Source organism: Cupriavidus sp. a3, assembly GCF_051015765.1.
GTDB lineage: Bacteria > Pseudomonadota > Gammaproteobacteria > Burkholderiales > Burkholderiaceae > Cupriavidus > Cupriavidus oxalaticus_A.
In genome coordinates, this window is the sequence record NZ_CP170643.1 from 3,921,340 (window position 1) to 3,944,106 (window position 22,767).

Genomic DNA, 22,767 nt, shown 5'->3' on the forward strand with positions numbered 1-22,767 from the left:
ACCGTGTTGCCGGTCTGACACCGGTGCGCTCTTCACCTGGGGCGTGTTGGAGGACGATGCGCCGGTCCTGTTGGCGCTGCCCTTGGCCACTGGGGCCGTCGATTCATGTTGCATGGTTTCTCCGCAATCCGCTAGAGACAGCGGCACCTGCATTGGCCGGGCCATGCAGGGGCCGAACTGGTGGCAATGCTCGCTATGTCTTCGTCAGTGATCGATCTACTTGGCTGCCGTTGCCGTCACCGCGCCCTGCAGTCGCTCGGCGACTGGACCCAGCGCCAGCGCCGGGACATAGGTCAGCGCGCCGACCAGCAGTACCGTGCCCACCAGCAGCACGACAAACAGCGGGCCGTGCGTCGGCATGGTGCCGCCGCTGGGCGGGATACGCTTCTTGGCCGCCAGCGAGCCGGCCAGCGCCAGGACGGGGATGATGATCCAGAACCTGCCGAACCACATCGCCGCGGCCAGCAGCGTGTTGTAGAACGGCGTGTTGGCGGAGAGGCCCGCAAAGGCGCTGCCGTTGTTGTTGGCCGCCGACGAGAGCGCGTACAGGATCTCCGAGAAGCCGTGCGTGCCGGGGTTGAACACACCCGCGCGTCCCGCCTCGGCCATCACCGCCACCGACGTGCCGAGCAGCACCAGCAGCGGCGTGACCAGGATCGCCACGGCCACCATCTTCATCTCATAGGTTTCGATCTTCTTGCCGAGATACTCCGGCGTGCGGCCGATCATCAGCCCGGCGATGAACACCGCCAGCACGGCGTAGACCAGCATGCCGTACAGGCCCGAGCCAACGCCGCCGAACACGACTTCGCCCAGTTGCATCAGCAGCATTGGCACCAGCCCGCCGATGGCGGTGAAGGAGTCATGCATGGCATTGACCGCGCCGCAGGATGCCGCGGTCGTGATGGTGGCGAACAAGGCCGAGGCAGCGATGCCGAAGCGTGTTTCCTTGCCTTCCATATTGCCGCCGGCCTGCAACAGCGAACTGGCATGGTCGAGCGGCAGACCCGACAACGCGGGATTGGCCATCTGCTCTGAGATCGCCGCAACGCAAGCCATCGCCACGAAGAGGACCGTCATGGAGCCCAGCACGGCCACGCCCTGCCGCCTGTCCCCAACCATCTCGCCGAAGGTGAAGCACAGTGCCGCCGGGATCAGGAAGATCGCCAGCATCTCGATGAGGTTGGCCAGGGCATTCGGGTTCTCGAACGGATGCGCCGAGTTGGCATTGAAGAAGCCGCCGCCGTTGGTGCCGAGCATCTTGATGGCTTCCTGCGAGGCCACCGGACCCATTGCCAACGTCTGCTTGTCGGTCTTCAGGTCTTCCGTCACCGGCATGCCTTGCGCATCGAGCACCGGCTGCCCGGCCGCGTCGACCTTCGGCTGGCTGTATTCGACTGGCGTGACCAGGCTCACTTCCTTGTAGGCATCGAAGTTCTGGATCACGCCCTGGCTGACCAGCGCCAGCGCGATCACCGTCGCGATCGGCGCCAGCACGTACAGCGTGACCCGGGTCATGTCGACCCAGAAATTGCCGATGGTGGCGGCGCTCTGGCGCGCAAAGCCGCGAATCAGCGCGAACACCACGGCGATGCCGGTGGCCGCGGACAGGAAGTTCTGCACGGTGAGCGCGAGCATCTGCGCCAGGTAGCCCATGGTCGACTCGCCGGCATAGCCTTGCCAGTTCGTATTGCTGACAAAGCTGATGGCCGTGTTGAAGGCCGAGTCCGGCGTGACCGCGCCAAAACCTTGCGGGTTCAGCGGCAGCATGCCTTGCACGCGCTGCAGCGCATAGACTGCCACCACCCCAAGCAGGTTGAACGCCAGGACGGCGATGGTGTACTGCTTCCACCCCATCCCGGACTCGGCACGCACGCCGCCCAGGCGATACACCAGCCGTTCCAGCGGACGGCCCCAGGCGGTCAGCGAATAATTGCCGTCCTCGACAGCGCGCCGGATATAGCGTCCGAGAAAAGGCGCGCATGCCAGCAGGACGGCGAGATAGAGGACCAGCAGGCCCACGAATTGGGAGGACATCAGAATTTCTCCGGCCGGAACAACGCAATGAGGAGGTAGACAAAAATGGCAACGGCCAGTGCGCCGCTCAACAGATCCGTCCAGCTCATCACAGCCCCCTGTCCGTTGCGCTGTTCTTGCCCAGCACCTGGTGGTGCGAGCCGGCATGTTCGCCGCCCGCGGAAGACTTCGGTGCAAGCACAGCGCAAAGCCCCAGCAGGGCCGCGCTCAGCACTGCAAAGCAGATCAATACGATCAAGTAGATCCCGTCCATGACAAAGCACCTTTGAATGGTTTCGGCTTGCAGCTTAGCGACGGGGTCGTAAAAACCGGGTAGAAAGGTGACGGGTGTGTGTAAAGAACGCATAAAGATTCGTTCGGCCGCGATGGCAACGAGATCGCCCGGCACGCCTACCGTGCCCTAGCGTTGTGCTCGGACTCGATGCACGGGACCAACCCCGGTTGTTTGCGGACCTTGGCGCGCTTGCCGCCCGCTCACTGCTGGCGGCGGCCCTTGCGCCCGCCGCCGCCGCGGTCTCGCCCAGTCGCACCATCAATTCGACGAACACGCGCAGGTGCAGCGGCTTGTCGGCATCGCGCGGCGCTGCAAAGTGGCGTCCGGCGCTCTCCATCCGGCGTTTGTTGCGGCCAGGCATCAACGCGGCCGTGTAGGAGTAACGCCGGCTCCGCATCAGCGCGCGCCCGACAGCGCAATACGGCCCCGCTGCCTAGACTGAGGGCTACCGCTGCACTGCCGCCACGGTGGCGACGCGCGGTCCCAGCCGCGCCGGGCCCCTCCACTGCCGGCGCGTCCGACAACAACTCTGGAGGTTTTCCATGGATCCGAAACAGCCCGCTCGCCTTCCCAAGATCGTCGGCGCGATTGCCGCCGGCCTGGCAGGCCTCAGCTGTGCCACCGTTTTCGCCCAGACCACGGCCGCGCCCGCGGCACCCCCGGCCGGCGCGCAAGGCGTGCCGCCCGGCATGACCCAGATCGAGCCGCCCAAGGACCCGCTGGTCGAGCGCCGCGAGGCACGCAAGCGCGCCTCCGACGAATACAAGGCGAAGAAGAAGGCCGCCAAGGGCGAGTACAAGGAAGAAGTCGGCGAGGCCAAGCAGGAGCGCAAGGTCGAGAACAAGGCCGCGGACGCCGCGGCCCGCCAGGAAATGGCAGCGCCCAAGCAATAGCGCGATCACGCAAGCCGCGAATGAGATCGATGGCCGGCGCAAGCCGGCCATCTTCTTTCCTGTCTCAACGCGTTCCTACTACTCTGCCCATGTCTGCGCTTCCTGCAGGCTGCGTACTGCCTCCCCGCTCTCGAGTCGCGCGCTTGCAAGTCCACGCTTGCAAGTCCATATTCCGCGCCTAGACTCCATATGGGCAAACCGCGCGCTTGCTTGCGCGGCTTGCAATCCCCGCCATGTCCGCTGTCCGCCCTTCCCGCTGGTTGGCAGGCCTGCTTGTGTCCGGCCTGATGGGCGCGTTCAGCCTTTGCGGACCTGCTGCCGTAGCCCAGCAAAAACCGCCATCGCAAAATCCGCCAGCCGCTGCGTCGGCCCCTGCCGCTACCGCTGCGACAGGCCAGGCAGCTCCCGCGAAGCCGCGCGGACTGAGCCTTGCCAACAAACCCCGTACCGGCGACTTCGACGTGATGCTCAAGAGCCGCGTCATCCGCGTACTGGTGCCATACAGCCGCACGCTTTACTTCAGCGACAAGGGCCGCGAGCGCGGGCTGACCGCGGAGCTGGTGCGTGACTTCGAGCGCTATCTGAACAAGAAGTACGCCGACCAGCTCGGCAAGCGCCCGCTGACCATCATCATCATCCCGACCACGCGCGACCGGCTGCTGCCCGACCTGATGGCGGGGCTTGGCGATATCGCCGCCGGCAACCTGACCGAAACCGAGAGCAGGCTGAAGCAGGTGGATTTCACCGCGCCGCGCGACCGCAAGCCGGTGCGCGAGCTGGTGGTCACCGGGCCGAAGGCGCCGCCGTTGCAGCGCCTCGACGACCTCGCGGGAAAGACCGTGCACGTGCGGCGCGCCAGCAGCTACTTTGAAAGCCTGACCGTGCTGAACGACGGCCTGCGCCACGCCGGCAAGGCGCCGATAAAACTGGTTATGCTGCCCGATGCGCTCGAAGACGAGGACGCGCTCGAGATGCTCAACGCGGGCGTGCTGCAGATCCTGGTGGTCGATGACTGGAAGGCCGCGATGTGGGCGCAGATCCTGCCGAACATCAAGGTGCGCGAAGACCTGGCCGTGCGCGAAGGCGGCTATACCGGCTGGGCCTTCCGCAAGAACAGCCCGCAGCTGCGGCAGGCGATCGAAGACTTCTACGTCAATTTCGTCAAGAAACAGGGCGGTGCGGAGTACCGGCTCAAGCAGACCATGCTGCGCATCAAGCAGATCAAGAACAACACCGACGATGCGGAGTACAAGCGCTTCCAGCAGACCATCGCCTTCTTCGAGAAGTACGGCAAGGACTATGGCTTCGACCCGCTGATGCTGGCCGCGCAGGGCTTCCAGGAATCACAGCTGAATCAGGAGGCGCGCAGCCATGTCGGCGCGGTCGGCATCATGCAGATCATGCCGGCCACCGGCAAGGAGCTGAATGTCGGCAATATCCGCATGGCCGAGGCCAACGTCCACGCCGGCGCCAAGTACATGGACCGGCTGATGACGAAGTACTTCCCCGACGCGCATTTCTCGGAAGCGAACCGGCCGCTGTTCGCCTTTGCCAGCTATAACGCCGGGCCGGGCAATATCGCGAAGATGCGCAAGGAAGCGGCGGCGCGGGGACTGGATCCCGACAAGTGGTTCAACAATGTCGAGATCGTGGTGGCGGAGAAGATCGGCATCGAGACCACCACCTATGTGCGCAATATCTTCAAGTACTACGCAGCGTACCGGCTCATGCAGGACATGCAGGCGGCGCGCGATCGGGCGGTCAAGCAGATCCAGAAATAGCGGCTGGCGCGTCCCGCCAGCCGTGGCGGTCCGCGCGGCGCCCGATGCGCTTTGTGCCTGCTTAGTCAGCCAGCCCGCTGGCGTCGATGTAGCCGAGCGCTTCGGTCACGGCGCGCCGCGCCTTGAGCACGTAGCAGACCTTGCGTTCCTGGATCGACAGCGCCAGCACCTCGGCCTGCACCAGTTCCTGGAACAGGTGGCCGGCGCGCGCCAGGCTGACCTGCGCGATGTGGGCCAGGTCGGCCGCGGGCAGCCCGTTCTCGCCCGCATCGAGCAGCGCGCGGCACACGCGGGCCCGCGCGGGCTCCGTCATCAGGGCAAGGGTTAGGGTACTTTCCTGGGTCTCCATGGCCACACCTCGAACGTCCGGCGCGCCGGCCCGGTGCTGCCCGGGACGGCCGCCGCCAGTAGGCAGGGGGGCAGCGGGGCAGCCGGACGGCGCAGTGTCTCCACTTTCTACGCGGCCCGGCGCGCAAACGCAATAGGGTGCAGCCATGCCGGCGCAAACACTGGTGCGGTTACAACAAACGCACCCGCCAGCCGCGTTCGGGGGATGCGCCGGCGCGGCGCCCGGTGCAGGGCGCCACGCCACCCCTTGCGTCAGGCCGGTCAGGCCAGCACGAACGGCAATTGCCGCTGCCGCTTGCCGGTCAGCCGGAACAGCGCATTCGCCACCGCGGGCGCGATCGGCGGCACGCCCGGCTCGCCCAGGCCCGTGGGGTTGTCCTGCGACGGCACGAAGAACACCTCCACCACCGGCGCGTCGGTGATGCGCGGCGGCGGGAAGTCGGTGAAGTTGCTGTTCTTCACGGCGCCATTCTCGATCTCGATGGCAAACCCCGGCTTCGTCATCGCCAGCCCGAACACGCAGCCGCCCTGGATCTGGGCCTCGGCCGACAGCGGGTTGACCACGCGGTTGGCATGCACGCCGGCGGTCACGCGGTGCACGCGCGGCTCGCCCTTCACCAGCGACACGTCGACCACATAGGCCACCACGGTGCTGAACGACTCGTGCACCGCCACGCCCCACGCGTGCCCCTTCGGCAGCTTGCGCTTGCCGTAGCCGGACTTGTCCACCGCCAGCTGCAGCGCGGCACGGTGGCGCGCGTGCTTTTTCTCGTCGAGGCGCGCCAGCCGGAACGCCACCGGGTCCTGCTTCGCCGCGGCGGCGATTTCGTCGGCCAGCGTTTCCTTGACGAAGGCGGTATGCGTGTTGCCGACCGAGCGCCACCACAGCACCGGCACATCCACCTGCGGGTGATGCACCGACATCTGCAGCGGCAGGTCGTAGTCGTTCTCGACGATGCCCTCAGTCATGGTCGCGTCGACGCCGTTCTTGACCATGAACGGTTCGAACGGCGTGCCCTTCAGGATCGACTGCCCGACCACGGTGTGCTGCCAGCCCACCACCTTGCCCTGCGCATCGAAGCCGATGCGCGCGCGGTGCAGGTGCAGCGGACGGTAGTAGCCGCCGCGGATATCGTCCTCGCGGCTCCACATCACCTTGAGCGGCTCGGTGTGTCCCGTGGCCACCCAGGCCTTGAGCACGTTGGCCGCTTCGACGAGGTAGTCGGAAGTCGGCACCGCGCGCCGGCCGAAGCCGCCGCCGGCCATCATGGTATTGAGCACGACCTTGTCGGGCGACAGGGCCAGCGTGCGCGCGATCGCCGCCTGGTCGACGGTCTGGAACTGCGATCCCACCCACACCTTGACCGCCTGCAGCTTGCCGCCCTGCACCTCGGGCTGCAGCGTGCAGTTGAGCGGCTCCATCGGCGCGTGCGCGAGGTAGGGGAAGCGGAAGTCGGCTTCGATCTTGCGCGCGGCACTGTTGATGGCCGCACCAATATCATCCTCGCCCGCGCGCGCCACCGTGCCCGGCTGCGCGGCCAGCCTGGCGTACTCTTCGAACAGCGCCTGCGACGAGACTCTGGAGCCCGCGTCTTCCCACTGGACCTCCAGCGCATCGCGACCCATTTTGGCCGGCCAGTAGCCGCTGCCGATCACCGCCACGCCGGTGCCGCCGCGGTCCACCGGCACCTGCATCACGCCATGCACGCCCTGCACCGCGCGCGCCTTGTCGGCGTTGAACGACTTCACCTTGCCGCCGAAGCGCGGCGGTCGCGCGACCACGGCCACCACCATCTTGTCGAGCCTGGTGTCGATGCCGAACGGCGTGGTCGCCGCCATCTTGCCGCGCGCGTCCAGCCGCGGCGTGGGCTTGCCGACGATGCGGAACTGCGCCGGGTCCTTCAGCGTGACCCGCTGCGGCACGGGCAGCTCCATCGCGGCGTGCGCCAGGTCGCCGAAGGTGGCGCGGTGGCTGCCTGAGGTCAGCACGCCCTGCTCGACCTTGATGCCGGCCGGATCGACCTGCCACTTCTGCGCGGCGGCAGTCACCAGCATGGCGCGGGCGCGCGCGCCCAGCTCGCGGTACTGCTGGAACGAATGGTTAAGCGCGGTCGAGCCGCCGGTCATCTGCATGCCGAAGGCAGGATCCTTGTACGCGTCGCCCGCGGGTGCCAGCGTTGCGCGCACGTTGCGCCAGTCGGCATCCAGTTCTTCGGCCAGCGCCATTGGCAGCGCGGTATGCACGCCCTGGCCGAATTCGAGCCGGTTCACGGCCACCGTGACGGTGTTGTCGGGCGCGATGATCAGGAACGCCTGCGGCGCCGGTGCCCTGGACCTGCCCGCGTCCTGTGCCTGTGCCTGCGCCAGCGGGGCCACGCCCAGCGCCAGCCCGCCGCCGGCCAGGCCGGTGAGTTTCAGGAAACCGCGTCGGGTGAGCGTGGCTATGCCACCGCCTTGCGCTGCGCCGCAGTTGTCGCCCTGGCCACCCTGGCCGCCGGCCAGTGCTTCAATGCCTCGGATTCGCATGATCGGCTCCTCGTGTTCAGGCCAACGACGCCAGCGCGCGCGCGGCGTCCTTGATCGCCGCGCGGATGCGCTGGTACGTGCCGCAGCGGCACAGGTTGCCGGCCATGGCCTGGTCGATATCGGCGTCGGTGGGGCGCGGCTTGCTGCGCAGCAGGCCGATGGCGCTCATCACCTGCCCGTTCTGGCAGTAGCCGCATTGCGCGACATCGTGCCTGATCCACGCGTCGAGCACGGCGCGGCCGACGCGGTCGGTGTCCACGCCTTCGATGGTGGTAATGCTGGCGCCCGCGGCGGCGGAAACCGGCGTCACGCAGCTGCGCGTCGCCTGGCCGTTGACATGCACGGTGCAGGCGCCGCACGCGGCCACGCCGCAGCCGAACTTGGTGCCGGTCATGTCGAGGTTGTCACGCAGCGCCCACAGCAGCGGCGTGGACGGATCCACGTCGACCGTGCGGGTCTTGCCGTTGACGTTGATGTCGAGGGTGGTCATGGGGGACACTCCTTGGGTACGTTTGCCCACTGGTCATGGCGTGTGCCCGGGCCCGCACGCGGCCCGCGCCGGCAGGGACCGGCGCAGGGCGAACGCGTGGGGATGCGGGGGCACTGCCCGCGCGCGCAGCTTGGCGCACGGGACAAGTGAGGATAGTGCAATTCCGGTCACCTTGCCGGAGGCCGTGCGCCGGGCTCGGCGCAAACGCGCGTTTTGTCGGGCTTTGCACGAACTTTGTGCATCCTGCCGCTGTCCCTCATGGATTCATCGCTTGCGGATTCCTGCCGCTGAAACAGTGCCGTCGACTATTCCAGAACGCCATCATCCGGTGGCGGGTACGCCAGCACCGCCACGCGCCGTGCAGCCCGCGGCGCGCCCGTGCGGCGCCGAAGCTCCCGCCACGTCCCGCAGCGCTCCTGCCGTCTCTCCTGCCGTCTCTCCTTCCATCGCCCCTTCCATCGCCCGGCTGGACAGCATCCAGGCGCTGCGCGGCCTGGCCGCGGCCTTCGTGGTCGTCTACCACTCCGGCCTGGCGCTGGGCGGCGCCGACGCACCCGTGCTGGACTGGCTGACCGCCAACGTGATCAAGCGCGGCCATGTCGGCGTCGATGTGTTCTTCGTCATCAGCGGCTTCATCATTGCCTGGGTCGCGGTGCTGGCGCGGCCGCGCCCGGAGCGTCCGTTCAGCTTCCTGGTGCGGCGCGCGTTCCGGCTGGCGCCGCCGTACTGGGCCATGTCGGTGCTGCACGCGCTGCTGCTCAACCCGGTGACGCCGGCGCTGTTCGCCGCGTCGCTGGCATTCCTGCCCACCACCACCGCGCATGCGCCCTACTACGGCTATCCGGCGCTGTATGTGGGCTGGTCGCTCAACTACGAGATCGCGTTCTACGCCGCGTTCGCGCTCGGGCTGCTGCTGGCCGGGCGGCGCGCGCTGTGGGTGGTGCTGGCACTGTTCGCGCTGGTGACGCTGGTGCTGCCGTGGTGGCGCTTCGGCACGCTGGTCGCCGATCCCGCGCAGGGCTATCCGTTCGCATCTCCATGGCTGGCGATGGCGAGCAATCCGCTGGTGCTGGAATTCCTGCTCGGCTGCCTGCTCGCGTGGGCCTATGCGCGCTGGCGCCACCTGCTGACGCCGTCGATCGCGCTGGCGATGCTGGCCACCGGCTGCGCGGCGTTCGCGCTGTCGCTGCCGCTGGTCGGCCCGGACTTCAGCCTGGCCGGCCGCGGCCTGCCCGCGGCGCTGCTGCTGGCGGGCGCGGTCGCGGCGGAGCATACCGGCATGCTGCGCGTGCCGCGCGCGCTGGTGTGGCTGGGCGAGCTGTCATACGCGCTCTACCTGGTCCATCCCACGGTGATCGAAGGCGTCAAGCGATTGATGCCCGAACTGACGCCCGACCAGACCGGCCTGCAGCTGCTGCGCTTTGCCATCGACGCCGGGCTGGCGCTGGGCCTGGCGCTGCTGCTGCACCGCTGGGTGGAGCTGCCGGGCATCGCCGCCGGGCGCAGGCTGGCAAGGCAATGAAGCGCGGCAAGCCCGGCAAGCCCGGCCTTAGCGCCGGGGCATGTCGGCGAGGAACAGGTACAGCGCGGTCAGCTCGGTATCGTTCATGCGCCCGAACGAGTCAAACGGCATCACGCGGCTGATCTGCGAGCCGTCGGGCCGCTTGCCGCTGCGCATCATCTCGATAAAGGCCCCAGCCTGGCCATAGCGCGACATGGCGCCGCCCGAGACCGGGCGCAGGTCGGCCGCCGGCGGCCAGTCGGGCGGCGCGCCGGGGATCTTGCCGCCGCTGAAATCGTGTCCGTGGCAGCCCAGGCAGGCATTGGCCACATAGCCGCCGTACTTCGCCGTGGGCGCCGGCACCTGCGCCGGCTGCACCGGCAGGCTGTGGTCGATCTTGGAAGCCGCGTCCCGCACCATGCCCACGCCGTACAGCGCCCGCACCAGCCACGGCAGGTTGACCTCGGCAGGCGCGCCCATGCCTGGCGGCAGGCTGCGCAGGTAGGCCACCAGCGCACTGAGGTCTTCGTCGCTGAGGCGGTTGTAGTCCTCGCTCGGCATGATCAGCAGCGGCCGGCCCGATGGCGCCACGCCATGGCGCACGCTGCGCACCCAGTCCTCGGCGCGGTACGCCGCGATGGCGGGGTTGCCGCGGGTCAGGTCGGGCGCACGCACGCGCAGGCCGTTGGGATCGTCGAACACCTGCTTGCCGCCGGCGCCGGCGCCGTGGCATTCCATGCAGCCGCGCGATTCATAGAGGTATTTGCCGTGGGCGATGGCGGCGGCGTCGTCGCGCAAGGCCAGCGGCGCAACCTGCACCGCCACGGTCCGCGACGCCTTGCGCTCGCCGACCCAGACCGCGGCGTAGGCCGCCACTGCCACGGCGGCGGCCACGCCGGCCAGCCCCCACGCCGCCACTCGCAGAACACGCGCCATCTTCGCTCCCCTGTCCGCCGCACTGGATGCAACAGCTTGCAGCCAGCGGGCAGGGGGCTGTCGGTGGGGCAGGCCACACAGGCACGCGCTTGCCGCGTTCAGGCCAGGCCGGCGGGGGCGCGGTCGATAAAGCCGGTCATGCGCGCCAGCCGGCCGTCGGCGCCGACGGTGGCGAAATCGGTGCCGACCACCAGCGCCGGCTCGCTCGCGGGGCCGAGCTCCCAGGTAAAGCGCAGGTGCTCGCCGTGCCCGTCGACGGGGCTGACGCGGGTGAAGCGGAAACCGGGAAACCTGCCCTGCACCGCCGCGATCATGGCATCGATGCCGGCATGGCCGTCGCCGCGCATCAGCGGATCGACATAGCTGGCCGATTCGGTCCACGCCAGCGCGATCAGCTCGCGGCGGCGCGCGGGGTCGGTTTCGTTCCAGGCGGCAAGGTAGCGGTCGGCGAGGCTGGCGGGATCGGCGGGCATGGCGGCAGCGGTGGACTGCGAGGACGGGACGGCAGCTGACATGGTGTTCTCCTGTGCTGGTTGGGTTTCCGGTCGGCCCGGCTGGCAGGCCATGGCTGCATGATGGATGCCGCCGCGCCGCGCCGCGATTACCCGCGAGGTCATCGCCGGACCGACTCCGCCACCCCGCCCGGCCCGCCGCCCTACCAAAAAAACGGCACGAACACCAGTGGCAACAACGCCCACGGCAGCCCGCTGTCCGGCTTTTGCTCGGGTACCCATCCCCGTTACAGTTGCCGCTACGCTGGGCGGCAGTCCGTCCGCGCGCCTTGCCCCGATCGATTTGCACCGCCCTTTGCTCCGCCCTTTGCACCGCACCCGTCCATGACGCCCGATACGGCCCCGCCGCGCCACCAGGCCGCCACTGTCCATTCCGCCGCGCCGCGCCGCTGGCAGCCGCTGCTGCTCGCCGCTGCCGGCTATTTCGCCCTGGCGGCGGCGGGCCTGTGGCTGGCGCGGCTGCCGGGCAACGTGGCCGCGGTATGGCTGCCCAACGCCTTCGCGCTGGGGCTGCTGCTGCACCGCCCGCGCCGCGAGACGCCGTGGCTGCTGGCCGGCATGCTGGGCGCGAACCTGCTGGCCAACCATGCCGCCGGCGACAGCACCGCGAGCGCGCTGATGCTGGCCGGCGCCAACCTGGCCGAGATCCTGTGCGCCACCGGCCTGCTGCGGCTGCTCGACCGGCACGCCGGGCTGGTCCGCCACGGGCCGCTGGCATCGTTCGCGGTGATGCTGGCGGTCGCAGGCATCGTCGCGCCGGCGCTGGGCGCCACTGCCGGCGCCGCAGCCATTGTCAAACTGCACGGCACGCCCTTTGCGTCGGTGTGGTGGACCTGGTGGCAGGCCAGCGCGCTGGGCATGGCGCTGCTGCTGCCGATGATGCTGTCGATGACACCGGCGCGCGTGCGCACCGCCTTCGCGCGGCCAGTGCTGGTGCCGCAGGCCGGCCTGCTGGCGCTGTGCCTGGCGATCGGCGCGCTCGCGCAATGGCAGGGCCACGACCCGTTTGCCGCGATGTCGCTGCCGCTGGTGCTGGTGGCGCTGGCGGGCAACCCGTTCGCCACCGCGCTGCTGACGCTGGTGGCGACGCTGTCGCTGCAGGCGCTGATGCTGGTCGGGCACGGCCATGAAGCGGTGCCGCTGTCGGCCGCGGTGATCATGGTGTTCCCGGTCTGCATCGCCTACCTGACCGAACAGAACCGCCATGGCCGCGCCAGCCTGCGCGGCAGCGAGAAGCGCTTCCGCCAGGCCATGGAGCATTCGGCGATCGGCATGGCGCTGGTTGGCATGGACGGCCGCTGGGAGATCGTCAACCGCGCCATGACCGAGCTGCTCGGCTACAGCGGCGAGGAATTGCGCGCCATCACCTTCCAGCAGCTGACCCACCCCGACGACCTGAGCGACGACCTGCGCCAGGCGGCGCTGCTGGTGGACGGCAAGATCGAGTCCTACCGCATGGAGAAGCGCTACCGCCACAAGGATGGCCAGTACCGCTGGGCGCTGCTGGCAGTCTCTCTGGTGCGCGACGAAGACACCGGCGCGCCGCTGCACTACATCGCCCAGGTGGAAGACATCCATGCGCGCAAGCTGGTGCAGGAAGAGCTGGAACGGCTGTCGCGCCGCATCCAGCTGGCGGTGGAAGCCGGCGGTGTCGGCATCTGGGAATGGGACTTCGGCAGTACCGCCATCACCTGGGATGCGCGCATGCATGCGCTGCACGGCACCGATCCCGCGCAGGGCACGCCGCAGGCCGAGCAGTGGATCGCCATGCTGCACCCCGAAGACGTCAGCCGCGTCAGCACCGAGATGCGCCAGGCCATCCGCGGCGCCGCGCCGTTCGACACCGAATACCGGATCCTGCGTCCCGGCGGCGCGGTGCGCCATGTGCGCGCCATGGCCACGGTCACGCGCGGCGCCGACGGCATCGCGCACGCACTGGTCGGCACCAACTGGGACATCACCGAGCAGCGCCGCCTGACCGAGGCGCTGTTCGAAGAGAAAGAGCGACTGCATATCACGCTGCGTTCGATCGGCGACGCGGTGATCTGCACCGACGCCAATATGCACGTCACCTTCATGAACCCGATCGCCGAGCAGCTGACCGGCTGGACCATGTGCAGCGCCGGCGGATTGCCGCTGGAGCAGGTCTTCCGCATCGTCGACGAAGCCAGCGGCGACCCGATCCCCAGCCCGGTCGAATCGTGCCTGCGTACGCTGACGCCTGCCTACCTGCAGGACGGCGCGGTGCTGCAGAGCCTGACCGGAGAACGCCACGACGTACAGGACTCCGCCGCGCCGGTGCTGACCGCCGCCGGCGAGGTGCTGGGCGCGGTGCTGGTGTTCCAGGACATCACCACCGCGCGCGCGCTGCAGCGCGAGCTGGCGCGCTCGGCCATGCACGACGCGCTCACCGGCCTGCCCAACCGCACCTGGTTCGAAAAGCGCCTGCGCGAGGCCTGCGACGCCGCGCGGCTGCATGGCCACCGCGCCGCGCTGTGCTTCATCGACCTGGACCGCTTCAAGATCGTCAACGACACGGCCGGCCACGGCGCCGGCGACGTGCTGCTGCGCGAGCTGGGCTACCTGATCCGCAACCACGTGCGCCCCGACGACCTGCTGGCGCGCCTCGGTGGCGACGAGTTCGCGCTGCTGCTCAAGGACTGCACCGTGGACCAGGCCGAGCAGGTCTGCCAGGGCGTGATCGACGCGATCCGCGGCCGCCGCTTCCCGTGGGAAGGCCGGGTCTATGACGTCGGCGCCAGCATCGGCATCGCCGCGATCGACCTCGACGTGCCGCCCGTCAGCGAATTGATGAGCCGCGCCGACGTCGCCTGCTACGCCGCCAAGGCCGCCGGCCGCAGCCGGGTCTCGGTCTACCGGCGCGACGAGAGCGACGCGCGCCGCCACCATCGCGAACTGGAAGTCGCCGCGGGCATCCACTCGGCGCTCGAAGCCAACCGCTTCCGCCTGTTCGCGCAGGAGATCCGCGCGCTGCAGCCTGCCGGCGCGGGCCGCGGCGAATCCCGCCACATCGAGATCCTGGTGCGCATGGTCGACGAGAGCGGGGACATGATCCTGCCCGGCGCCTTCATTCCCGCCGCCGAGCGCTACGACCTGATGGGCCATGTCGACCGCTGGGTCATCCACAACGTGCTGCACGGCTACGGCGAGCGGCTGCGTGCGGTGCCGGGGCTGTCGGTGTCGATCAACCTGTCGGCCAACTCGCTGGGCGAGCCGTTCCTGCTGCCCTTCCTGCATGCCGAGCTGGACGCCAGCGCGCTGCCCGCCAGCCGCATCCGGCTGGAGATCACCGAGACGGCGCTGATCAACAACATGGCGGCGGCCAACCGGCTGGTGTCGGAGATGAAGCGCGCGGGCTGCACCGTGTCGCTCGACGACTTTGGCTCGGGGCTGTCGTCGTTTGCCTACCTGAAGCAGTTCCCGGTCGATTTCCTGAAGATCGACGGCAGCTTTATCCGCCAGCTGGCGGACAACGCCGTCGACCGCGAGATCGTCAGCTCGATCAACGACATCGGCCACCGGCTCGGCGTGAAGACCGTGGCGGAGTGGGTGGAGGATGAGCGCACGCTCGAAGCGCTGCGCGCGATCGGCGTCGACTTCGCGCAGGGCTATGCGATCGGGCGGCCGACGCCGCTCGATGCGTTCCTGCAGGCGTGCGGGCCGCGCGGCGTCGAACAACGCCAGGGGGCGTGATACATTCGGCGGCTGTCGCCACCCGGGGGAAACCGTTGCCGCTCGAATCCACGCCGGCGCCGCTCTATGCGCGCGTCAAGCAACACATCAGCAGCAGGATTGCTGACGGCAGCTGGCCGCCTCACCATCGGGTGCCCTCCGAGGCCGAGCTGGTCGAAGCGCTGGGCGTCAGCCGCATGACCGTGCATCGGGCGCTGCGGGAACTGACGGCGGAGGGGATGCTGGTGCGGCTGCAGGGGGTTGGGACCTTTGTTGCGGAGCCCAAGCTGCGGACCGCGCTTTATGCGGTCAACAATATTGCGGATGACATTGCTGCTCGGGGGCATCGGCATCATGCGCGGGTGGTCAGCGTACAGGAGGAACGCGCCGGCGCGGCGCAGGCTGCTGCGCTGGATGTGCCACTGGAGCAGCGCGTGTTTCACTCGGTCATCGTGCACTACGAAGACGATATCGCGATCCAGCTGGAAGACCGCTACGTCAATGCCGCCGTCGCGCCGGATTACCTGGAGCAAGACTTCTCGCGCGAAACGCCCTACCAATACCTGACGCGCGTCGCGCCGCTGACCGAAGGTGAGCACGTGGTGGAGGCGGTGCTGGCGCATCCGGAGGAATGCGGGTTGCTGGACATCGACAAGGGTGAGCCGTGTTTGCTGATCCGTAGACGGACATGGTCGGCGGGGCGGGTTGTGACGTCGGTCAGGCTGGTGCATCCGGGGTCGTTGCACCGGTTGGAAGGTCGGTTCACTTCATAGCCCGGCCCCGCGATCCGCATCCTGTCCTGAGAGTTTCGGCGCAGCGCAGGCTAATGCGCAGGCCGCGCGGCCAGCCCCAAACGCTCGGCGAGCGCGAGCAGGCGACGATCCCGCGTCCATAGCGCACTGCCGGGCGTCAATCGGGTGGCGGCCAGCAGATGCGCATCCACGTAGCCAATCCCTATCCCGTAAAGCTTCTGGTCATCGATCATCCGGTCGACTTCGTCGTCCGTCGCCACGACGGCGCCTGGCAAATCACGCAAAGCGCCCAGCACCTCGTCCCGCTGCCGCAGGCTACCCAGCGCGATCTCGCCGATCACAAACGGATGCACCAGGACCCGGCTGGCGTCGAGCAAAGCCGCTAGTGCCGCGTCGCCGGTACGCAGATGGTCGATCCATACCGAAGTGTCGACCAGGATCATGCCGGCTCCGGGCGGCGGCGCGGCGCGGATTCCAGGTCGGGCTCGGTACCGCCGAGACGGCTTAGGCGCCGCGCGCTTTCGCGCTCGATCAGTGCCCGTAGCGCTTCGCGCACGAGCGAGGATTTTTCTGACAGGCCCGTCAGGGCCTGGGCCTTGCGCAGCAAATCATCGTCCAGGGCAAGCGTGGTACGCATGGAAACCTCCGTTAAGCATCTTGCATCGATTTTAGCATCAATCAATGCCTGAATTCGTGCCCGCCAGCGTCAGCTTCTTACGAAGGCTCGCCGGCAACATCACATGGCATTAGCCCGGCAGCCGAAGTTCCACATTGGCTCATCTACGGGATAACCCCGATTCATCCGTACCTGTATATACAAGAATATACATGCCTATGCGTCGCAATAAAAAGCGACACCCAAAGGCAAAGCACAGAGACACCGAAGGAGCCGTCCAAATGACCACCACCCGCTTCCGCGACACCGAAATCCGCGCCCCGCACGGCACCAAGCTCACCGCCAAGAGCTGGCTGACCGAAGCGCCCCTGCGCATGCTGATGAACAACCTCGACCCCGAGGTCGCGGAGAATCCAAAGGAACTGGTGGTCTACGGCGGCATCGGCCGCGCCGCCCGCAACTGGGAATGCTATGACCGCATCGTCGAAACCCTGACCCGCCTGGAAGACGACCAGACCCTGCTGGTCCAGTCCGGCAAGCCGGTCGGCGTGTTCCAGACCCACCGCGACGCCCCCCGTGTGCTGATCGCCAACTCCAACCTGGTCCCCCACTGGGCCAACTGGGAACACTTCAACGAACTCGACGCCAAAGGCCTGGCCATGTACGGCCAGATGACCGCCGGCAGCTGGATCTACATCGGCAGCCAGGGCATCGTGCAGGGCACGTATGAAACCTTTGTCGAAGCCGGCCGCCAGCACTACAACGGCGAGCTGAAGGGCCGCTGGGTGCTGACCGCGGGCCTGGGCGGCATGGGCGGCGCGCAGCCGCTGGCCGCGACGCTGGCCGGCGCCTGCTCGCTCAATATCGAATGCCAGCAGAGCCGCATCGATTTCCGCCTGAAGACCCGCTACGTCGACGAGCAGGCCACCGACCTGGACGACGCGCTGGCCCGCATCGACCGCTACACCTCGCAGGGCAAGGCGATCTCGATCGCGCTGTGCGCCAATGCCGCCGAAGTGCTGCCCGAACTGGTGCGCCGCGGCGTGCGCCCCGATATGGTCACCGACCAGACCAGCGCGCACGACCCGCTCAACGGCTACCTGCCCGCCGGCTGGACCTGGGACGAATACCGCGAGCGCGCGCAGCGCGAGCCGGCCGTGGTGGTGAAGGCCGCCAAGGCCTCGATGGCCGCGCATGTGCAGGCCATGCTGGATTTCCAGAAGCTGGGCGTGCCGACCTTCGACTACGGCAACAACATCCGCCAGATGGCCAAGGAAGAAGGCGTGGCGAACGCCTTCGACTTCCCCGGCTTCGTGCCCGCGTACATCCGCCCGCTGTTCTGCCGCGGCATCGGCCCGTTCCGCTGGGCCGCGCTGTCGGGCGATCCGCAGGACATCTACAAGACCGACGCCAAGGTCAAGGAACTGATCCCCGATGACGAGCACCTGCACCGCTGGCTCGACATGGCGCGCGAGCGCATCAGCTTCCAGGGCCTGCCGGCGCGGATCTGCTGGGTCGGCCTGGGCCTGCGCGCCAAGCTGGGCCTGGCGTTCAACGAGATGGTCCGCAGCGGCGAGCTGTCGGCGCCGGTCGTGATCGGCCGCGACCACCTGGACTCGGGCTCGGTCGCCAGCCCGAATCGCGAGACCGAGGCCATGCAGGACGGCTCGGACGCCGTGTCCGACTGGCCGCTGCTGAACGCGCTGCTGAACACCGCCAGCGGCGCCACCTGGGTGTCGCTGCACCACGGCGGCGGCGTGGGCATGGGCTTCTCGCAGCATTCCGGCGTGGTGATCGTGTGCGACGGCACCGATGAAGCCGCCGCGCGCATCGCCCGCGTGCTGCACAACGACCCCGCCACCGGCGTGATGCGCCATGCCGACGCCGGCTACCAGATCGCTGTCGACTGCGCCCGCGAGCAGGGGCTGGACCTGCCGATGCTGCGTAACGAATCGCGCGGCTGATCCCGGCCGACAGGCCACTACAGGCCACTACAGGCCACCAAGAGCCGTCTTACCGGCCGGGGCGCCACGCGCGCATCCGGCCGTCGCCATACCCTTCACGGAGACACCCATGTCCATCGACACCACCGCCGGCGTGGCAGTCGCGGCGCCGCAGCCGCCGCTGTCGCGCACGCGTGCCATTGCCGCCATCACCATCGGCAACGGCCTCGAGTTCTACGATTTCGTGGTCTACAGCTTCTTTGCCACGCTGATAGGCCGGCTCTACTTCCCTGTCGACAATCCCACCGGCCAGTTGCTGATGTCGTTCGCCACCTTTGGCGTCGGCTTCCTGATGCGACCGCTCGGCGGCCTGCTGATCGGCATGTACGCCGACCGCGCCGGCCGCAAGCCGGCTGTCGCGCTGACGCTGTGGCTGATGGGCCTGAGCTCGCTGATCTTCGTGGTCACGCCGCCGTACGCGCAGATCGGCATCCTCGCGCCGATCATGGTGGTGATCGCGCGGCTGGTGCAGGGCTTCGCCATCGGCGGCGAGATGGGCGCCTCCACCGCGCTGCTGCTCGAATACGCCGACGACCGCACGCGCGGCTTCTATACCGCCTGGCAGCCGTTCAGCCAGGGCCTGGCAGCGCTGCTGGGCGCGATCACCGGCCTGGTGCTGAGCAACGTGCTGGCACCGGCCGACCTTGAAGCGTGGGGCTGGCGCCTGGCCTTCCTGATCGGCATTCTGGTGATCCCGGTCGGCCTGCTGATCCGCCGCCGGCTGGAAGAAACCGCCGCGCCCGCGCGCCACGGCGAGCACGCCGCGCAATGGCCGCTGCTGCGCCGGCATGGGCGCGAGGTGATTGCCAGCATCCTGCTGATGATCGGCCTGGCCTCGTCCACCTACATCGTCGTCTACTACATCAGCAACTACGCCGTGAGCGTGCTGAAGATGCCGCTGTCGCTGAGCATCTGGGCCGCGTGCATCGCGGCGCTGGTGCAGGTGGCGCTGTCGCCGTTCGCCGGCCGGCTGGCCGACCGCATCGGCCGCAAGGCCGTGGTGCTGTGGTCGCGCGTGGCGCTGCTGGTGATGGTCTACCCCGCGTTCGTGCTGATCAATGCCGAGCCGTCGCTGGCGCGCCTGCTGCTGGTGGTGGGCTGCCTGTCGGTGCCGATGTCGATGACCGCGCCGGCCTCGATGGTGCTGGTCAGCGAGGTGCTGCCGCAGCGCCTGCGCGCCACCGGCCTGTCGATCGCCTATTGCGTGGCGATCGCGATCTTCGGCGGCTTCGCGCAGTATTTCTCGACGCGGCTGATCCAGATCACCGGTGACGCCAATGCCCCGGCGCTGTACGTGATCGGCTGCGGCCTGGTTTCGCTGATCGGCCTGGCGATGGTGCCCGAAACCCTGGGACGCCGCCTCAAATGAGCGGCCTGGCCGAACTCGTGCAGGCCGGCGACACGGTCTGGCGCGGCCGGCGCGATGCCGGCGAGGCGGGCGATACCCGCCGCCTGTTCGAAATCGTCGCCGGCCGTCACACTCCGCGCACGCCTGGCGTTCCGGTGCTGCTGGGCTTCTGCTGCGATGCCGGCGTGCTGCGCAACCAGGGCCGCCCCGGCGCCGCCGGCGGCCCGCGCGAGATCCGCCGCGCGCTGGCGGGCGTGCCGGCCCATGGCATCGGCCGCCTGATCGACGGCGGCGACATCCATTGCGAAGGCGATGCGCTGGAAGACGCGCAGCGGCGGCTGGGCCAGGCCGTCGCCGCCGAGCTGGCGGTGGGCGCCTGGCCGCTGGTGCTTGGCGGCGGCCACGAGGTGGCCTGGGGCACCTGGCAGGGCCTGCTCACGCACCTGGACGCGCACGGCGACCGCGGCCGCGTGCTGGTGGTCAACCTGGACGCGCACTTCGACCTGCGCGGCAGCCGGCCCGCCAGCTCGGGCACGCCCTTCGACCAGATCGCCATCGACTGCCAGCGCCGCGGCCTGCGCTTCGACTACGCCTGCCTGGGCGTGAGCCGGCTCGGCAATACGGCCGCGCTGTTCGCGCGCGCCAGCACGCTAGGGGTGCGGTATGTGGAGGATGTGGACCTGCAGGAGCGCCACCTCGACGCACGGCTGGCCGCGCTGGATGAATGGGTGGCGGAGGCCGACCATGTCTACCTGACGATCGACCTCGACGTGCTGCCCGCCGCGGTGATGCCCGCCGTGTCGGCACCGGCGGCCTACGGCGTGCCATTGCCGGTGGTGGAAGCCATCGCCACGCGGCTGCGCGACAGCGGCAAACTGCGCGTGGCGGATATCGCGGAATTCAATCCGCTGTATGACCGGGATGGGTGTGGGGCGCGGGTGGCGGCAAGGCTGTGCTATCGGTTATTGGGCGGCTGAAACGCGCCCAACAAAACATCGAGCTGGCCTGAGCAAGGTGCACCCATACCGCCCGAACTAGCCTAAGCAAGGTGCACCCAAGCCGCTCGAACCAGCCTGAACAAGGTGTTCTCCCTCTCCCCTCATGGGGAGAGGGTTGGAGAGGGGTGGGCTAGCTAGGTACCACATCAAGCAAGGCCTCGGTTTTAACCCACAGGCCTCAGCCTTTGACCCTCCTGCCCTCTCCCCCCAACCTCTCTTCCGCAAGCGGGAGAGGGCAGCAAACCGGCGGCAATTCAAACCCCTTCCGCCCCTCCAAATCCTCGGGTTTACACTTACATCACCGTTCGGATTCCCGAACACCACTCCGCGCCGCCCATCCGGATCTCCGAATCGTGCGCAAGAGTCACTTCAATTTCTCCTTTGAATTCAACGGGTTGCACAACCCGAAAGACCCCTCTCACCTGGCACGCCGCGTGCAATATAGGCCGCCGCTAACAGCGCCCAGACAGGTCGGCCGGCACGTTTCCCAGCGCGCCGGCCCCGCCAAAAAACAAAGGAGGAAACACATGACTGACCCCGCCTTGCCCACCCCCCCTCTCGCCGCCCCGGCGACCCGCTGGCACCTGTTGCCGCGCTGAAAAAAACCGCATGGCCGGTGCGGCGCCCTCAAAAGCCCTCCAGCCATCCCGCAATACCGACGTCCGACCCTGTCCGCGGGGAACGGACGCACAGGCCTGATCCACGATGAAACTGAATCGACTGCCCACCCTGATCTTCATTGCGATGCTGCTAGGCGTGCTGGCCGGCACCGCCGCGCACAACATGGCGCCGGACGCCGACACCGCCAAATCGATTGCGAACCACCTGTCCATCCTGACCGACATCTTCCTGCGGATGATCAAGATGATCATCGCGCCGCTGGTGTTCGCCACGCTGGTGACCGGCATCGCCAGCATGGGCGACGGCCGCGCCGTTGGCCGCATCGGCACGAAGGCGATGATGTGGTTCATCGGCGCCTCGGTCACCTCGCTGCTGCTGGGGCTGGTGATGGCCAACGTGCTGCACCCCGGCCACGGCATGAACCTGCCGCTGCCGGCCGCGGACGCCACCTCGAACCTGAAGACCGGCGCCCTGAACCTGCGCGACTTCATCGCCCACATGTTCCCCAAGAGCTTCGCCGAGGCGATGGCGCACAACGAGATCCTGCAGATCGTGGTGTTCTCGCTGTTCTTCGGCTTTGCGCTGGGTACCGTCAAGGACGGCGTGGGCAAGCCGGTGCTGCAAGGCATCGAGGGCTTGGCCGACGTGATGCTGAAGGTCACAAACTACGTGATGGCGTTCGCGCCGGTGGGCGTGTTCGGCGCAATCGCGGCGGTGATCACCGCGCAGGGCCTGGGCGTGCTGGTCGTGTACGCGAAGCTGATTGGCAGCCTGTACCTGGCGCTGGCGCTGCTGTGGGTGGCGCTGATCGCCGGCGGCTACTACTTCCTGGGCCGTGACGTGTTCCGCCTGCTCAAGCAGATGCGCGCGCCGCTGATGATCGGCTTCGCCACCGCCAGCAGCGAGTCGGCCTACCCGAAGGTGATCGACCAGCTGACCCGTTTCGGCGTCAAGGAGCGCATCACCAACTTCGTGCTGCCGCTGGGCTATTCGTTCAACCTGGACGGCTCGATCATGTACACCTCGTTCGCCGCGCTGTTCGTGGCCCAGGTGTATGGCATCGAGCTGTCGCTCTCCCAGCAGATCACCATGCTGCTGGTCCTGCTTGTCACCAGCAAGGGCATCGCCGGCGTGCCGCGCGCCTCGCTGGTGGTGGTCGCCGCCGTGCTGCCGATGTTCGGCCTGCCGGAGGCCGGCATCCTGCTGGTGCTCGGCATCGACCACGTACTCGACATGGGTCGCACCGTGACCAATGTGCTCGGCAATGCCATTGCCACCGCCGTCGTCGCCAAAAGCGAAGGCGCCATCGGCGCGCCGGTACTGTCCGACGAGGATGAACCCGTCGTCGCGGATACCACCACCAGCCTGGCATCGGTCCAGGCCGTGGCGGGCAAGTAATACAGCCTGCCAGGCGTGCCAGGGCCCGGTTGCCGACAAG

At 68.3% G+C, this 22,767-nt stretch carries 19 protein-coding genes; 9 read left to right on the forward strand and 10 right to left on the reverse strand.

Annotated elements, in window-relative coordinates; genetic code table 11:
- Nucleotides 1–216: 216 nt before the first annotated feature.
- The 3 genes from kdpA to ACAD63_RS18740 are packed head-to-tail and all read right to left on the reverse strand — an operon-like array spanning nt 217 to nt 2,290.
- Nucleotides 217–2,037, reverse strand: coding sequence for a potassium-transporting ATPase subunit KdpA (kdpA, locus tag ACAD63_RS18730; protein ID WP_135704677.1), 1,821 nt, complete (start codon nt 2,035–2,037; stop codon nt 217–219).
- The gene (kdpF, locus tag ACAD63_RS18735; protein ID WP_012352274.1) at nt 2,037–2,126 is read right to left on the reverse strand and encodes a K(+)-transporting ATPase subunit F; all 90 of its coding nucleotides are present in this window, start codon (nt 2,124–2,126) and stop codon (nt 2,037–2,039) included. The genes kdpA and kdpF overlap by 1 nt, the downstream gene beginning before the upstream one ends.
- Complete coding sequence (locus ACAD63_RS18740; protein WP_434033135.1) at nt 2,126–2,290, reverse strand: hypothetical protein; 165 nt, start codon at nt 2,288–2,290, stop codon at nt 2,126–2,128. The genes kdpF and ACAD63_RS18740 overlap by 1 nt, the downstream gene beginning before the upstream one ends.
- A 563-nt stretch (nt 2,291–2,853) precedes the next feature.
- Here ACAD63_RS18740 and ACAD63_RS18745 point away from each other — a divergent pair.
- Nucleotides 2,854–3,204 carry a hypothetical protein gene (locus ACAD63_RS18745; RefSeq protein WP_133093932.1) on the forward strand — a complete coding sequence of 117 codons (351 nt, stop codon included), beginning with the start codon at nt 2,854–2,856 and terminating at the stop codon, nt 3,202–3,204.
- Nucleotides 3,205–3,437: 233 nt separating this feature from the next.
- Nucleotides 3,438–4,985, forward strand: coding sequence for a transglycosylase SLT domain-containing protein (locus ACAD63_RS18750; protein ID WP_133093931.1), 1,548 nt, complete (start codon nt 3,438–3,440; stop codon nt 4,983–4,985).
- Nucleotides 4,986–5,046: 61 nt separating this feature from the next.
- Here ACAD63_RS18750 and ACAD63_RS18755 read toward each other — a convergent pair whose 3' ends face one another.
- From ACAD63_RS18755 to ACAD63_RS18765, 3 genes are all read right to left on the reverse strand, one after another.
- Nucleotides 5,047–5,334: an ArsR family transcriptional regulator gene (locus ACAD63_RS18755; protein WP_133093930.1), complete on the reverse strand. Its 288-nt coding sequence runs from the start codon at nt 5,332–5,334 to the stop codon at nt 5,047–5,049.
- A gap of 260 nt (nt 5,335–5,594) precedes the next feature.
- The gene (locus ACAD63_RS18760) at nt 5,595–7,859 is read right to left on the reverse strand and encodes a molybdopterin cofactor-binding domain-containing protein (protein WP_434033136.1); all 2,265 of its coding nucleotides are present in this window, start codon (nt 7,857–7,859) and stop codon (nt 5,595–5,597) included.
- Between the two features lie 16 nt (nt 7,860–7,875).
- Nucleotides 7,876–8,349: a (2Fe-2S)-binding protein gene (locus tag ACAD63_RS18765; RefSeq protein WP_133093928.1), complete on the reverse strand. Its 474-nt coding sequence runs from the start codon at nt 8,347–8,349 to the stop codon at nt 7,876–7,878.
- Nucleotides 8,350–8,794: 445 nt separating this feature from the next.
- On the opposite strand from ACAD63_RS18765, the gene ACAD63_RS18770 reads away from it, so the two are divergent.
- Nucleotides 8,795–9,871, forward strand: coding sequence for an acyltransferase family protein (locus tag ACAD63_RS18770; RefSeq protein WP_135706215.1), 1,077 nt, complete (start codon nt 8,795–8,797; stop codon nt 9,869–9,871).
- A gap of 27 nt (nt 9,872–9,898) precedes the next feature.
- On the opposite strand, the gene ACAD63_RS18775 is transcribed toward ACAD63_RS18770, so the two are convergent.
- Both ACAD63_RS18775 and ACAD63_RS18780 read right to left on the reverse strand, forming a co-directional pair.
- Entirely contained in the window at nt 9,899–10,786 is an 888-nt protein-coding gene (locus tag ACAD63_RS18775; protein WP_133093927.1) for a c-type cytochrome, read from the reverse strand.
- 98 nt (nt 10,787–10,884) lie between these two features.
- On the reverse strand, nt 10,885–11,259 hold the full coding sequence (locus ACAD63_RS18780; RefSeq protein WP_434034022.1) for a nuclear transport factor 2 family protein: 375 nt from the start codon (nt 11,257–11,259) through the stop codon (nt 10,885–10,887).
- 363 nt (nt 11,260–11,622) lie between these two features.
- Here ACAD63_RS18780 and ACAD63_RS18785 point away from each other — a divergent pair, with 363 nt between their 5' ends.
- Both ACAD63_RS18785 and hutC read left to right on the forward strand, forming a co-directional pair.
- The gene (locus tag ACAD63_RS18785) at nt 11,623–15,012 is read left to right on the forward strand and encodes a diguanylate cyclase (protein WP_434033137.1); all 3,390 of its coding nucleotides are present in this window, start codon (nt 11,623–11,625) and stop codon (nt 15,010–15,012) included.
- A 35-nt stretch (nt 15,013–15,047) separates the two neighbouring features.
- Entirely contained in the window at nt 15,048–15,764 is a 717-nt protein-coding gene (gene hutC, locus ACAD63_RS18790) for a histidine utilization repressor (protein ID WP_434033138.1), read from the forward strand.
- Nucleotides 15,765–15,814: 50 nt separating this feature from the next.
- Here the strand turns inward: hutC and ACAD63_RS18795 are convergent, their stop codons facing one another.
- Nucleotides 15,815–16,186, reverse strand: a complete 372-nt coding sequence (locus tag ACAD63_RS18795) for a type II toxin-antitoxin system VapC family toxin (RefSeq protein WP_135704668.1) — start codon at nt 16,184–16,186, stop codon at nt 15,815–15,817.
- Nucleotides 16,183–16,380, reverse strand: a complete 198-nt coding sequence (locus ACAD63_RS18800; protein ID WP_133093923.1) for a type II toxin-antitoxin system VapB family antitoxin — start codon at nt 16,378–16,380, stop codon at nt 16,183–16,185. The genes ACAD63_RS18795 and ACAD63_RS18800 overlap by 4 nt, the downstream gene beginning before the upstream one ends.
- 260 nt (nt 16,381–16,640) lie before the next feature.
- On the opposite strand from ACAD63_RS18800, the gene hutU reads away from it, so the two are divergent.
- From hutU to ACAD63_RS18820, 4 genes are all read left to right on the forward strand, one after another.
- The gene (hutU, locus tag ACAD63_RS18805; RefSeq protein WP_434033139.1) at nt 16,641–18,323 is read left to right on the forward strand and encodes a urocanate hydratase; all 1,683 of its coding nucleotides are present in this window, start codon (nt 16,641–16,643) and stop codon (nt 18,321–18,323) included.
- A 109-nt stretch (nt 18,324–18,432) separates the two neighbouring features.
- Nucleotides 18,433–19,731: an MFS transporter gene (locus tag ACAD63_RS18810; protein ID WP_133093921.1), complete on the forward strand. Its 1,299-nt coding sequence runs from the start codon at nt 18,433–18,435 to the stop codon at nt 19,729–19,731.
- Entirely contained in the window at nt 19,728–20,687 is a 960-nt protein-coding gene (gene hutG / locus ACAD63_RS18815; RefSeq protein WP_434033140.1) for a formimidoylglutamase, read from the forward strand. Before ACAD63_RS18810 ends, hutG begins: the two co-directional genes overlap by 4 nt.
- A 726-nt stretch (nt 20,688–21,413) precedes the next feature.
- Complete coding sequence (locus ACAD63_RS18820; protein ID WP_133093919.1) at nt 21,414–22,727, forward strand: dicarboxylate/amino acid:cation symporter; 1,314 nt, start codon at nt 21,414–21,416, stop codon at nt 22,725–22,727.
- Nucleotides 22,728–22,767: the final 40 nt, after the last annotated feature.

Excerpts from the sequence above, each read along its gene's own strand:
- kdpA (WP_135704677.1), bottom strand. The coding sequence starts at position 2,037 with ATGTCCTCCCAATTCGTGGGCCTGCTGGTCCTCTATCTCGCCGTCCTG.
- kdpF (WP_012352274.1), bottom strand. The coding sequence starts at position 2,126 with ATGAGCTGGACGGATCTGTTGAGCGGCGCACTGGCCGTTGCCATTTTT.
- ACAD63_RS18740 (WP_434033135.1), bottom strand. The coding sequence starts at position 2,290 with ATGGACGGGATCTACTTGATCGTATTGATCTGCTTTGCAGTGCTGAGC.
- ACAD63_RS18745 (WP_133093932.1), top strand. The coding sequence starts at position 2,854 with ATGGATCCGAAACAGCCCGCTCGCCTTCCCAAGATCGTCGGCGCGATT.
- ACAD63_RS18750 (WP_133093931.1), top strand. The coding sequence starts at position 3,438 with ATGTCCGCTGTCCGCCCTTCCCGCTGGTTGGCAGGCCTGCTTGTGTCC.
- ACAD63_RS18755 (WP_133093930.1), bottom strand. The coding sequence starts at position 5,334 with ATGGAGACCCAGGAAAGTACCCTAACCCTTGCCCTGATGACGGAGCCC.
- ACAD63_RS18760 (WP_434033136.1), bottom strand. The coding sequence starts at position 7,859 with ATGCGAATCCGAGGCATTGAAGCACTGGCCGGCGGCCAGGGTGGCCAG.
- ACAD63_RS18765 (WP_133093928.1), bottom strand. The coding sequence starts at position 8,349 with ATGACCACCCTCGACATCAACGTCAACGGCAAGACCCGCACGGTCGAC.
- ACAD63_RS18775 (WP_133093927.1), bottom strand. The coding sequence starts at position 10,786 with ATGGCGCGTGTTCTGCGAGTGGCGGCGTGGGGGCTGGCCGGCGTGGCC.
- ACAD63_RS18780 (WP_434034022.1), bottom strand. The coding sequence starts at position 11,259 with ATGCCCGCCGATCCCGCCAGCCTCGCCGACCGCTACCTTGCCGCCTGG.
- ACAD63_RS18785 (WP_434033137.1), top strand. The coding sequence starts at position 11,623 with ATGACGCCCGATACGGCCCCGCCGCGCCACCAGGCCGCCACTGTCCAT.
- ACAD63_RS18795 (WP_135704668.1), bottom strand. The coding sequence starts at position 16,186 with ATGATCCTGGTCGACACTTCGGTATGGATCGACCATCTGCGTACCGGC.
- ACAD63_RS18800 (WP_133093923.1), bottom strand. The coding sequence starts at position 16,380 with ATGCGTACCACGCTTGCCCTGGACGATGATTTGCTGCGCAAGGCCCAG.
- hutU (WP_434033139.1), top strand. The coding sequence starts at position 16,641 with ATGACCACCACCCGCTTCCGCGACACCGAAATCCGCGCCCCGCACGGC.
- ACAD63_RS18810 (WP_133093921.1), top strand. The coding sequence starts at position 18,433 with ATGTCCATCGACACCACCGCCGGCGTGGCAGTCGCGGCGCCGCAGCCG.
- hutG (WP_434033140.1), top strand. The coding sequence starts at position 19,728 with ATGAGCGGCCTGGCCGAACTCGTGCAGGCCGGCGACACGGTCTGGCGC.
- ACAD63_RS18820 (WP_133093919.1), top strand. The coding sequence starts at position 21,414 with ATGAAACTGAATCGACTGCCCACCCTGATCTTCATTGCGATGCTGCTA.